Annotated in this window: 13 protein-coding genes; 3 read left to right on the top strand and 10 right to left on the bottom strand. The window is 71.9% G+C overall.

The features are described from left to right. Nucleotides 1–591 (bottom strand): hypothetical protein (locus tag ACY34I_RS39175; RefSeq protein WP_462760397.1); only part of this gene is annotated, 591 nt, incomplete at its 3' end. A gap of 330 nt (nt 592–921) precedes the next feature. Between ACY34I_RS39175 and ACY34I_RS39170 the strand changes: the two genes are divergently transcribed. After that, nucleotides 922–1,263 (top strand): winged helix-turn-helix transcriptional regulator, encoded by a 342-nt coding sequence (locus tag ACY34I_RS39170; protein WP_462760399.1) that lies wholly within the window; start codon nt 922–924, stop codon nt 1,261–1,263. A 14-nt stretch (nt 1,264–1,277) separates the two neighbouring features. On the opposite strand, the gene ACY34I_RS39165 is transcribed toward ACY34I_RS39170, so the two are convergent. The 6 genes from ACY34I_RS39165 to ACY34I_RS39140 form a co-directional block, all read right to left on the bottom strand. Continuing rightward, nucleotides 1,278–2,981, bottom strand: a complete 1,704-nt coding sequence (locus tag ACY34I_RS39165) for a bifunctional 3'-5' exonuclease/DNA polymerase (RefSeq protein ID WP_462760395.1) — start codon at nt 2,979–2,981, stop codon at nt 1,278–1,280. A gap of 102 nt (nt 2,982–3,083) precedes the next feature. Further along, nucleotides 3,084–3,887, bottom strand: a complete 804-nt coding sequence (locus tag ACY34I_RS39160; protein WP_255472413.1) for a carbohydrate ABC transporter permease — start codon at nt 3,885–3,887, stop codon at nt 3,084–3,086. A gap of 163 nt (nt 3,888–4,050) precedes the next feature. Then, nucleotides 4,051–4,992 (bottom strand): carbohydrate ABC transporter permease, encoded by a 942-nt coding sequence (locus tag ACY34I_RS39155; protein ID WP_148801295.1) that lies wholly within the window; start codon nt 4,990–4,992, stop codon nt 4,051–4,053. A gap of 22 nt (nt 4,993–5,014) precedes the next feature. After that, a complete protein-coding gene (ngcE, locus tag ACY34I_RS39150) occupies nt 5,015–6,430 on the bottom strand; it encodes an N-acetylglucosamine/diacetylchitobiose ABC transporter substrate-binding protein (protein ID WP_462760393.1) in 1,416 nt (471 codons plus the stop codon). Nucleotides 6,431–6,453: 23 nt separating this feature from the next. Continuing rightward, on the bottom strand, nt 6,454–7,203 hold the full coding sequence (locus ACY34I_RS39145) for a sugar isomerase domain-containing protein (protein ID WP_462760391.1): 750 nt from the start codon (nt 7,201–7,203) through the stop codon (nt 6,454–6,456). Continuing rightward, on the bottom strand, nt 7,200–8,162 hold the full coding sequence (locus tag ACY34I_RS39140) for a MurR/RpiR family transcriptional regulator (protein WP_462760389.1): 963 nt from the start codon (nt 8,160–8,162) through the stop codon (nt 7,200–7,202). The genes ACY34I_RS39145 and ACY34I_RS39140 overlap by 4 nt, the downstream gene beginning before the upstream one ends. 198 nt (nt 8,163–8,360) lie before the next feature. Here ACY34I_RS39140 and ACY34I_RS39135 point away from each other — a divergent pair, with 198 nt between their 5' ends. Next, nucleotides 8,361–9,350 (top strand): N-acetylglucosamine kinase, encoded by a 990-nt coding sequence (locus ACY34I_RS39135; RefSeq protein ID WP_462760387.1) that lies wholly within the window; start codon nt 8,361–8,363, stop codon nt 9,348–9,350. Between the two features lie 114 nt (nt 9,351–9,464). Here the strand turns inward: ACY34I_RS39135 and ACY34I_RS39130 are convergent, their stop codons facing one another. The 3 genes from ACY34I_RS39130 to ACY34I_RS39120 are packed head-to-tail and all read right to left on the bottom strand — an operon-like array spanning nt 9,465 to nt 10,576. Continuing rightward, nucleotides 9,465–9,896, bottom strand: a complete 432-nt coding sequence (locus ACY34I_RS39130; protein WP_462760385.1) for an SRPBCC family protein — start codon at nt 9,894–9,896, stop codon at nt 9,465–9,467. Beyond that, nucleotides 9,889–10,209: an ArsR/SmtB family transcription factor gene (locus tag ACY34I_RS39125; RefSeq protein WP_148801301.1), complete on the bottom strand. Its 321-nt coding sequence runs from the start codon at nt 10,207–10,209 to the stop codon at nt 9,889–9,891. The genes ACY34I_RS39130 and ACY34I_RS39125 overlap by 8 nt, the downstream gene beginning before the upstream one ends. Next, a complete protein-coding gene (locus tag ACY34I_RS39120) occupies nt 10,202–10,576 on the bottom strand; it encodes a glyoxalase superfamily protein (RefSeq protein ID WP_148801302.1) in 375 nt (124 codons plus the stop codon). The genes ACY34I_RS39125 and ACY34I_RS39120 overlap by 8 nt, the downstream gene beginning before the upstream one ends. A gap of 107 nt (nt 10,577–10,683) precedes the next feature. On the opposite strand from ACY34I_RS39120, the gene ACY34I_RS39115 reads away from it, so the two are divergent. After that, nucleotides 10,684–10,866: hypothetical protein (locus ACY34I_RS39115; RefSeq protein WP_462760382.1), on the top strand; the 183-nt coding region annotated here is incomplete at its 3' end.

Raw genomic sequence — 10,866 nt, 5'->3', positions numbered from 1 at the left:
GACCTTCGGGACGCCTTCCAACTGGAACACGTCCACGGGCAGCCGGCCATTGGCGGCAAGGAACTTCGCGGCCTGCCGGGTGCGGGACTTGACGATGCTGGACGGCAGATGCTCCCCGCCCGGAACCGCCTTGCGTACCTGCTCCCACTCCTGCACGGTGCGCTGACGCGGATCAGCCGGCCACGTCGCCAGCACCCCGGCGGTAAGGTCAGCACGCCACCGCGCCGAGCGAAGTGCCCGCCCGGCCTGCTCCTGGGCCATGCGCACGATCCGGTCATTGACCCTCACACCCCCAGGCATGGCGACCGTCCAACCCAAGCGCCGCAGCGCCATCCACGCGTTCGACGGAAGCTTCCGGCCGCTGGCGTCCACGCCGCAGGCGAGCACCTCCACATCGCCCGCGTTCCAGCGCTCCGCCAACAGGTCGGAGACCATCCCCGCCACCAGGTCGACGCACCAGCCGACACGTTGCGCAAGCACCGCCTGAGGCAGGACCTCACCGGTCTCCTCGTCCACGCCTGTCCGTAGCACGGCGCGGGCACACGCGGTGCGGAGGGTCTCGCCTTCGCCCAGCGGCACCTTCCCGCTCACCGACCCATCGCCTCGACAACAACGATGCCGGAGAACCAGCGCTTACGCCCGACCCACGTCACCTGAATCTCTCCCCCGGTCAACCCACACACCTAGCGCCAGCGGGCTGCGCGGCATTTGAGAGTCGAGGAGGTTCCACACGGTCAACCTATGATCACTGATGATTCCTAATCAAGTCGGCGAGCCTTCCAAGTGGTACCGATCAGGAACTAACCTCATCGTCAGGAACCATCAGCGCGGCCACAAGGAGGCACTTCCGTGTCAGCAGGGCACACGCCGGTAACCGACACCCTCTAGCCGTGCGGCGCGCCGGAGCATCCGGACTGCGGGATCCGCGACGTCCTCGACCGCATCGGCGACAAGTGGTCGGTGCTGGCGATCGCCGAACTCTCCGCCGGCACCCGGCGCTTCCGGGAACTGCAGCGTGGCATCCACGGCATCTCACAGCGAATGCTCACCCTGACCCTCCGGCGGCTGGAGCGCGACGGTCTGGTGCTGCGGACCGTGTTCCCGACCGTCCCGGCCACCGTGACCTATGAGCTGACCGACCGGGGCCGGAGCCTGACCCATCTGGTCAGGCAACTGGCCGACTGGTCGTTGGCGAACAAGGACGCGATCGGCGAGTCCCGCCGGCGGTGGGACGCGGAGAATCCAGGAGCCGGCATCGCCTGACCCACCGCGCCGGGTCACGTCGCGTCGGCGTAGCAGTCGACGATGGACAGGTCGAGCGGGAACCGGACCGGGGTGTCCCCGAACAGCAGCCCGGTGGCCCGGGCGCCCGAGGCGCTGACCGCCGCGGCCACCGCCTCGGCCTGGCCGGCCGGGCAGTGCACGATCACCTCGTCGTGCTGGAAGAAGACCAGTTCGGCCCCGGTGCCGGCGAGCGCGGTGCGGAGCGTGGCCAGCAGCGTGGCGGCCCACTCGGCGGCGGTGGCCTGGATGACGAAGTTGCGGGTGAACCGGCCGCGGGAGCGGGCCGCCCGGGCCCGGGGACCCTGCGGGTCCGCCGCCGCCTCCGGGTCCACCTCCGCCCCGTCGCCGAGGTCCACCGACCCCGGCGGGCAGGTACGCCCCAACCACGACCGCACCAGCCCGCCCGCCTCACCGGTGCGGGCGGCCGCCTCCACGTACCCGAACGCCGTCGGGTAGTTCCGCTTGAGCACGGCGAGCGCGGGCACCGCCGCGCCACCGGTCTGCCCGTACATGGCGCCGAGCAGGGCCACCTTGGCGCGAGCCCGGTCACCGGCGAACGCGTCCCGGGCCAGGGCGGCGTAGAGGTCCCCGGCGCCACCGGCCGCGGCCAGCCGCTCGTCGCCGGAGACCGCGGCGAGCACCCGGGGTTCGAGCTGCCCCGCGTCGGCCACCACGAAGGCCCAGCCCGGGTCGGCCACCACCGCGCGGCGGATCACCTTCGGGATCTGCAGGGCGCCGCCGCCCCGGGTCGCCCAGCGGCCGGAGACCACCCCGCCGGGCACGTACTCGGGATGGAAGCGCCCGCCGGAGACCCAGGTGTCCCGCCACGCCCAGCCGTGCGCCGTCCAGATCCGGTAGAGCTCCTTGTATTCCAGTACCAGCGGCACCGCCGGGTGCTCCACCCCACGCAGCACCCAGGCCCGGGTGTTCGGCAGCTCCACCCCGGCCCGGGCGAACGCCTTCAGCAGCTCGGCCGGGGAGTCGGCGTGCAGTTGGCGCACGCCGAACGCGTCGGCGATCCGGGCGGCCAGCTCGGCCAGCCGGCGGGGCGGCCCGCCGACCGGTGACGCCTCGCCGAGCAGGTCGGCGAGGATCGTGTCGTGCACGTCGGCGCGCCACGGTAGGCCGGCCGCCCCCATCTCGGCGGCGATCAGCGCGCCGGCCGACTCGGCGGCGACCAGCAGCCGGAACCGGCCGGGGTGCGCGGTGGCCGCGATCCGGTCGAGCTGGTCCGCGTACACCCGGGTCAACGCCTCGATGCCGGGGCCCGGCGGGCCGGACGGCGGGTCGAAGAGCGCGCCCTGGCCGTGACCGGGGGGCTCCGCCGGGCGGGGTGCCGGGTCGGGCGGCACCGGCGCGCCGGTCAGGCGGGCCCAGGCGGCGGCGAGCGAGCGGGGCTCGCCCCAGCGGCCGGCGTGCCCGAGCAGCAGCGCCTCGGTGAGCTCGACGTCGTGGCAGCGGTCCAGCCGTACGCCGGCGCGCAGCAGCGCCGGGTAGAGCGGGACGCCGGTGGCCCACACCCAGCGGGGGTGCTCGGCGGCCTCCCGGGCGGCCATCGCGGCGGCCAGGTCGGCGACCGGCTCGGCCGGGCCCGCGGGTCGGCCGGCCGGGTCGAGGGGTTGCCACACTCCCCCGCCCCGCTCGTCCGACACCACCGCCACCAGCACGGATGCGATTCTGCCTCGCCCGTCCGACACTCGTCCGCGCCGGATCACGAACGCCCTCTGTCACGGAACGAGTGGCCGTCCCGCCTCGGATGGCCACTCGTCCCGTGGATCTGCGCCCTCGCGGGGCGGGGGTTACTTGCCGACGCCGGCGGTGAGGCCGGACTGGACCTGGCGCTGGAAGACGATGTACACGATCAGCACCGGGAGCGTGGCCATGGTGACGCCGGCGAACAGGCCGGACCAGTCGGACCGGTAGCCCTGGTTGACCGACAGTTCGATCAGCCCCTGGGAGATCACCTGGTGCTTCGGCTCGCCGGACAGCGACTGCATGAGCAGGGTCGGCAGGTACCACTGGTTCCACTGGCCGAGCACGTTGAAGATGCCGATGCTGATCAGGCCCGGCTTGGCCATCGGCAGCATCACGCTGAAGAAGGTCCGGGTGTGTGAGGCCCCGTCGACCATGGCCGCCTCGGCGATCGAGTCGGGCAGCGTCCGGAAGAACGAGTGCATGAAGAAGATCGTGAACGACAGCGACCAGGCGATGTAGACCACGATCAGCATGAGGTGCTTGTTGGGCCCGAGGAGCGGGAAGGTGACGCCCATGTTGTAGACGCCCTTGAACAGCGGCACCGCGGCCAGGTAGACCGGCAGGGTCAGCCCGGACAGGAACATGTAGTAGATCAGCCGGTTGCCGCGGAACTCGTAGCGGGCCAGCGCGTACGCGGCCATCGAGCCGAGCAGCATGGTCAGGGTGACGCTGCCGGCCAGCACCAGCACCGTGTTGAGGAAGAACGACCCGAGGTGCCCACCGAGCCAGGCGCGGGAGAAGTTGTCCCAGTGCAGCTTGCTCGGGATGAGGGAGAGCGGCTCGCGGATGACCTCCGAGTCGCCCTTGAACGCCGACATCACCACCCACAGCAGCGGGTAGATCACCATCAGGGCCCAGACCACCAGGAACAGGTGGGAGAAGCCGTTGAAGATCCGGGCGCCCACGCCTGCCCGTGGGGCTCGCGCCCGCCGTACGGGCGCCGGGCGGGACGGGCTGGCCTGGTCGGCCTGGCCGAGACCGTGTGTCGCCGTGCTCATCGTCGCGCCTCCTTCAGAACTCGATACGTTCACGACGGGTGATCCTCAGCTGCACCGCGGCGAGCAGGATCGTGAAGATGGCCAGCGCGACACCCATCGCGCAGGCGTAGCCGTACTGGCCCTTCTGGAACGCGGTGAAGTTGAGCACCGACGCGAAGATCTCGCTGGCGTGGTTCGGGCCGCCCTGGCTCGGGGTCATGACGAAGACCAACGCGTACATGTCCAGCGCGATGAAGCCCAGGTAGACCCAGGCCACCGAGACGGTGTCCCGCAGCAGCGGCAGGGTGACCCGGAAGAAGGTGTGGAAGCGCCCGGCGCCGTCGAGGATCGCCGCCTCGTAGATCTCCTTCGGAATCGACTGCATCGCTGCGGAGAAGAGCACCATGTAGAAACCGGCCCCACTCCACACCGCGATGAACAGCAGCCACCACAGCACCGCCGGCACGCCGAGGAAGGGCTCCGGGTCGGCGGTGAACGCGATCGGGTTGTCCGCGTCGACCAGCCCAATCTTGATGAGCAGGCCGTTGATGAGGCCCTGGCCGTCGGTGCGGTAGATCTGCTGCCACATGACGGCGATGAGCACCAGCGACAGCACCTGCGGGAAGAAGAAGACGATCTTGTAGAACCCGGAGCCGAACACCCCGCGGATGCCGGCCCTGTCCTCGCGTCCGCCCACGTTGAGCAGGAACGCGAGGAACAGGGCCAGCGCGATGGTGAACAGCGGCACGGTGACCAGGAAGAAGACGTTGTGCCAGAACGCCTTCCGGATCAGCTCGTCGGAGAGCAGCCGGACGTAGTTGTCCAGCCCGACGAAGTGCTGGGAATCCGAGTACCCGCCCCAGTCGGTCAGCGAGTATCCCGCTGCCTGCACGAACGGCCACACCACGTAGAACAGGTACAGCGCGACGGGCAGGGCCAGGAAGCCCGTGACGAAGCGCGCGACTCCGTGCCGCATTGGACTCACTTCCTCGAACGGATCAGGCGGTGCGGGTCTGCTTCTTGATCGACGAGTCCTTGGCGACCTTGTCGGCGGCCGCCTGCATCTTGTCGACGAACTGCTGCGCGGTGAGCCGGCCGGCCATCAGCTCCTCGGAGAGGTTCTGACTCTCCTTGTCCAGGTCGGCGTAGAAGTCCTGGAACTTGACCGAGATGAGCTCGCTGCCGCCGTTCTTCATGAGGTTGTTCGAGCTGGAGAGCGCCGAGTCCTGTACGTTGTCGCCGGAGCCCTTGGTGGAGGCCAGCGACTTGGTCAGCTCGGCGAACTTCGCCGAACCCGCCTTGGACAGGATCGCCCGCAGGAACTCCTTCGCGGCCTCCTTGTTCGGGGCCTTGCTCGGCACGACGAAGCCTTCGCCGGAGGCGGCGAACACGTCCTTGGCCGCCTTGTCGCCCGGGTTGGACCAGTAGTCGGAGAGCGTCAGCTCGAAGCCCGGCGGGATGGTGGCGGCCATCTCGTTCTTCAGCCAGGTGCCGACCTGGATGAAGGCCGCCTTGCCGTCGAGCCACGCCTGCTGCGACTGGGTGTGGTCGAGCTTGCCGGGCAGGAGCAGCTTGTCCTTGACCAGCCTCTCCCACGGCTCCAGCGCCTTGAGGACGCCGTCGGCCTTCCAGGCGTTGTCCTTCAGGTTGTCGATGTCGACGACCACCTGCTTGCCGGCGGACTTCCAGATGCTCGCCATCAGCGCCCAGCGCGGGTAGTAACCGTGCACCGCGTCGTGGACGTACGGCGCCATGCCCTTGGCCTTGATCTTCGGCGCGAGCGCGAAGAACTCGTCCCAGGTCGTGGGCGCCTGCCAGCCCTCCTTCTTGAACAGGGCCGCGTTGTACCAGTTGCCCCAGACCGTGTAGGCGACGTTCACGACGTAGAACTTGCCGTTCTGGGTGCCGTCGCCCACCGTGCCCGGCAGCAGCGAGTCGGCGACGGTGCCCTCGCTGTCCCAGGCGGGCGCGGCGAGCAGGTCGTCGAGCGGCTCGATGGCGCCCTCGTTGATGAGCGTGCTGCGGTCCATCATGTCCGCACCCGAGTTCATGACCAGGTCGCTCGGCTGCGTCGCCATCTTCGGCTGCTCTTCGGTCTTGATCTTCTGAGTGGAAGACATGTTGACCGTGATGTTCGGGTGCTTGGCGTTGAAGATGACCTTGTCTTCCTTCGCCCACTGGTCACCGAGGCCACCGTTGAAGATGACCACCTTGACCGCGCTGCCGTCCTTCACACCGAACGGGTTGTCCTTGCTCTTGGCCGCGCCGCCGGTGTCGTCGGACTTCTTCGGCTCGCTGCCGGCGCAGGCGCTGAGCAGGCCCATCGCCGGGGTGGCGAGGAGGCCGGCCGCGGCGGCCCGGCGAAGCAGGGTCCGGCGGCTGAGGTCGCCGAGGTTTTCGGGGGTAACCGACATCTCTGTCTCTCCTTGTGGTCGGGTCAGGCGGTCCGCCGGAGGCGCCCGGCGTACCGCGACTCGAGGGCGAGGTTGTGCTCGTCCCCACCGGGGACGTTGGCGGAGAGGTAGATAGGGGGTACCTCCCCGGCCTGGTGGAACCGTCGTACGACCTCGGCGGTCAGCAGCTGCGCCAGCAGCGCCGCGGTGACCGACGAGACCGCACAGACCGCGCCGCCGCCCTCGAGCGGCAGCAGTGCGTCGCCGTACGGCGCGCCGTTGTCCAGCACGACGTCGGCGAGGTCGGCGAGCCGGTGCCCGGACGGATGTCGCGGGGCGACCCGTGCCGTGTGCTCGACCGAGGTGACCGCGATCAGCGGGTGGCCGTGCGCCCGGACCAACGCCGCCAGCTCGACGACCGAGCCGTTGATGCCGGACTGGGAGGCGACCACGAACACGTCCCCGGGCTGCGGCGCCGCCAGGGCGTAGAGCTGGTGCGCCACGGCCGGGTCGCGTTCCAGCTTGGGATCGGCGAGCACGTCGCGGGGCGCGTCGCCGTGCAGCACGAGGTCGTGCAGGGAGAGTCGGTTGGTGGGCACCAGCCCGCCGGCCCGGGCCACCAGCTCGGCGGCGAACGCCTCGGAGTGGCCGGCGCCGAAGGCCTGCAGCACCCCGCCGGCGCGCAGCCCGGCGGCGATCAGGTCGGCGGCCCGGTCCACCGCCTCCGCCTGCGTGTCGACCAGCCGGTCGAGCACCGGGCGGACGGCGTCGGCGTACCGCTGGGCGCTGATCATGAGGTGGCCCCCTTCGCGGACTTGTGCCCGTCGACGGCCTGCGCGGTACGCCGGAAGGCCGCGTGGGCGCGGTCGTGGGTGCGCTGCGCCACGGCGATGTACAGCAGATCGAGCACGACGAGCTGGGGGTGCCGGGCGGAGAGCGCGTCCGGCCGGAAGGTGGTGGCCTGGCTGGCGGTGACCAGCACGATGTCGGCGAGCTCGGCCAGCGGCGAGCGCGGGAAGCCGGTCAGCGCGACCGTGGTGGCGCCCCGACTGCCCGCCTCGGCGAGCATCTCGATGGTCTCCCGGGTCTGCCCGGTGTGCGAGATGCCCAGCGCCACGTCGCCGACGCCGAGCAACGCGGCGCTGGCCAGCCCCTCGTGCACGTCGCTCCAGGCCCAGGCGGCCACCCCGATGCGGTGCAGGCTGAACTGCATCTCCTCGCCCACCAGCGCGCTGCCGCTGGCGCCGAAGATGTTCACCCGGCTCGCCCCGGCGATGGCCACCGCCGCCTTCTCCACCTCGGCGAGGTCGAGCAGCGCGGCGGTGTCGTGCATAGCGCGGGTGTCGGCGGCCATGATCTGGTCGAGGACCCGGGACAGCGGGTCGCTGGGCTGGATCTCCCGGCCGATGTCGACGGTCCAGCCGGCCGAACGCGCCCGGCCGGTCTCCGCGGCGATGCCGAGCCGCAGGTCGGCGTAGCCCTCGAAGCCCATCGCCCGGCAGAACCGGGTGATGGTCGCCGGTGAGGTGCCGCTGCGCTCGGCCAGTTCCACGATGGTGGCCCGGGCGGCCGCCTCCGGGTCGCTGAGCACGTGCTCGGCGACCCGGCGCAACGCTCCCGTCAGCTCCCCGACCCCGGCCCGGACCCTGGCCAACACGCCGTCGGAGGAGACCACCACCGCACCCCGCCGGTCGACCGCGTCGGCGTCGACCACCGCGGTCCCCGCGGGGGTGTCCACCTCGTGATCAACCATGGGACGCCTTTCGGAAAAGAGTGTTAACTGTTAGTGGTAAAAGTTCTTACTGAGGACCCCTCCGTGTCAAGGCCGTGGGCGAAGTTTTCAAACTGTTACCCGGCGCACAGCCGCCGACGGAGTGGTGGATCTTGCCTCGGGGGGCCGGGCGGACCAGCATGAAGGGCCACAACGCCCGAGCGCAGGGAGGCCCATCCGATGTCCGACACCGTCGTGGTCGGCCTCGACGTCGGGGGTACGTCCACCCGCGCCGCCGCCGTCAGCCTCGACGGCGTACGGCTCGGCACCGGCCGGGCCGGCGGCGGCAACCCCACCAGCCACGGCGCCGATCGGGCCGCCGTCGAACTGCTCGCCGCGCTACGCGCCGCGCTCGCCGACGTCGACCCGACCCGGGTACGCGCCGGCGTCATCGGGCTGGCCGGGGCCGGCCGGATCCTCGCCGACCCGCAGGGGCGGGCCGCCTTCGACCGGGCCTGGTCCGACGCGGGCCTGCGCTGCCCCTACGCCGTGCACGGCGACGCGCTCGTCGCGTACGCCTCGGGCACCGCGGCCCCGGACGGCACGGTGCTCATCGCCGGCACCGGCGCGATCGCCGCCGAGGTAAGCGACCTGCGCCTGGACCGCACCGCCGACGGGCACGGCTGGCTGCTCGGCGACGCCGGCTCGGGGTTCTGGCTGGGCCGGGAGGCGGTGCGGCGGCTGCTGTCAGACCTGGACCGCGCCGACCCGCCGGGCGAACTGGCCCGCCGCGTGCTCGCCGAGTTGACCGGCTCGACCGAGGTGGCGACCCGGCCCCGGGCGACCGCCGAGGCCGTAGTCCAGGCGGTCACCCGGCGACCGCCGGTGGAACTGGCCCGGCTCGCGCCGCTGGTGGTGACCGCGGCCCGGGCGGGCGAGGCGACCGCCCAGGCGCTGATCGGCGAGGCCGCCGTGCTGCTCGCGGAGAACGTCGCCCGGATCCGGCCGCCCGGCGCGGCCGACCCGGTGGTGCTCGGCGGCGGGCTGCTCACCGGGGACACCCCGCTCGCCGCCGCGGTCCGCGCCGAGTTGGCCCGCCGGTGGCCGGACGCGCCGCTGCACCCGGCTGGCGACGGGGCGGCAGCCGCGGCCTGGCTCGCCGCCCGCGACCTGCCCGAGGTCACCGACCCGGCAGCCCTGCACGCCCTCCTGGTCCCGGCAACCGCCTGACGCCCCGGCTGGTGAAGAACGCCACCGAGGAGAACGCCTTCTTCGGCTGCGAAAGCCCGCCGGGGCGCGAAGGCCCGGCGAGTGGGCAGGCCCGGCGGGGCGGACTGGCAGAAGTCAGGGCAGGGCGGTGAGGGCCTGCTCGAGGCGGCGCCAGACGTGACTGCGCCAGCCGCCGTCGAGCAGGGTGAAGGTGCGCCGCTGCACCGGGTCGTCCGGGTCGAAGCCGGCGTGCTCCAGGAACAGCCGCGTGCCTCGTCCCTCGGGCACCAGGGTCCAGCTGACCACGGTGTCCAGGCGGCCACCCCGCCAGGCCCAGCGCAGTCGGCGCGGCTCGTCCAGCTCCAGCACCTCGCAGTGGATCACACCGTCGAACCCCTGACCGGGCCTCGGGGTGGTGCGGAAGCTGAACCGGTGCCCCGGGACGGGCCGGAAGTCGTTCGGCATGAGCCAGCGGGCCAGCAGATCAGAATCGGTCAGAGCCCGCCAGACCTTGGCCGGCGGGTGGGGCAGGAACTGGTCGAGGGCGATCGCCGCCGACTCACTCATCGGGCAGCCCGTCCAGCACCTCGCGCAGGTCGGCCAGGCGGGCCCGCCAGAACCGCTCGTACGGGCCGAGCCAGTCGGCCACCTGGCGCAGCGGCTCGGGTCGCAGCGCGTAGAACCGCTGCCGGCCGACGGGCTGTTCGGTCACCAGCCCGGCGTCCTTGAGCACGCGCAGGTGCTCGGAGAGGCTGGGCCGGCGCATCTCGAAGTGGTCGGCGAGCCGCTGCACCGGCTGTTCGCCCCGTTCGAGCAGCAGCCGGAGCACCTCGCGCCGGGTGGGGTTGGCCAGCGCGGCGAAGACGTCCCCCTCAGACACGGGTCGCCTGGAGCACGATGCCGTTGCCGTCCGGGTCGTCGAACGTGACGTACCGGCCCCACGGCGCGGTCTGGATGCCGCCGTCGGCGAACACCACGCCCCGCTCCCGAAGCCGAGCCACGTCGGCGTCGAGGTCGTCGGTCTCCAGCACCAGGCCCTTGAGCGAGCCGGGCGGCATGGTCGGGAACCAGGTGACCAGGGTCAGCGCGGTCGCCGCGCCTTTCGGGGCGACCTGGACCCAGCGGCCGCCGGGCCCCATCGGGTTGTCCCAGACGAGGTCGAAGCCGAGGACGTCGACGTAGAAGTCTCGGGCGCGGTCCTGGTCGCTGACGGGTACGGAGACGAGTTGCACATGGGTCACGGTCATGCCATCACAATAGGTAGGAGATTTCCTACCGGTCAAATCGAGCGTGGGCCGGTCGACCGACGTCGACCGGCCCCGCTCCGCGTACGTCAGGCGGTCGGGTAGCCCGTATGCCCCTGCGGCTGCCCGTGGTGCCCCTGCGGCTGGCCGTACTGGCCCTGCGGGATCTGGTGGCCGGGCTGCGCCGGGTGACCCGGCTGCGGGGCCTGGCCGTAGTGGCCCTGGCCCGGCTGGGCCTGGCCCCACGCGGCGGGCTGAGGCTGCGGGGCCTGGCCGTACGGGGCCGGCTGGGC

The sequence above is a fragment of the Micromonospora sp. RTBAU3-60 genome (assembly GCF_054963695.1).
Note: the sequence above shows the minus strand (reverse complement) of the source record. Positions and strands in the feature narration are given on the sequence as shown.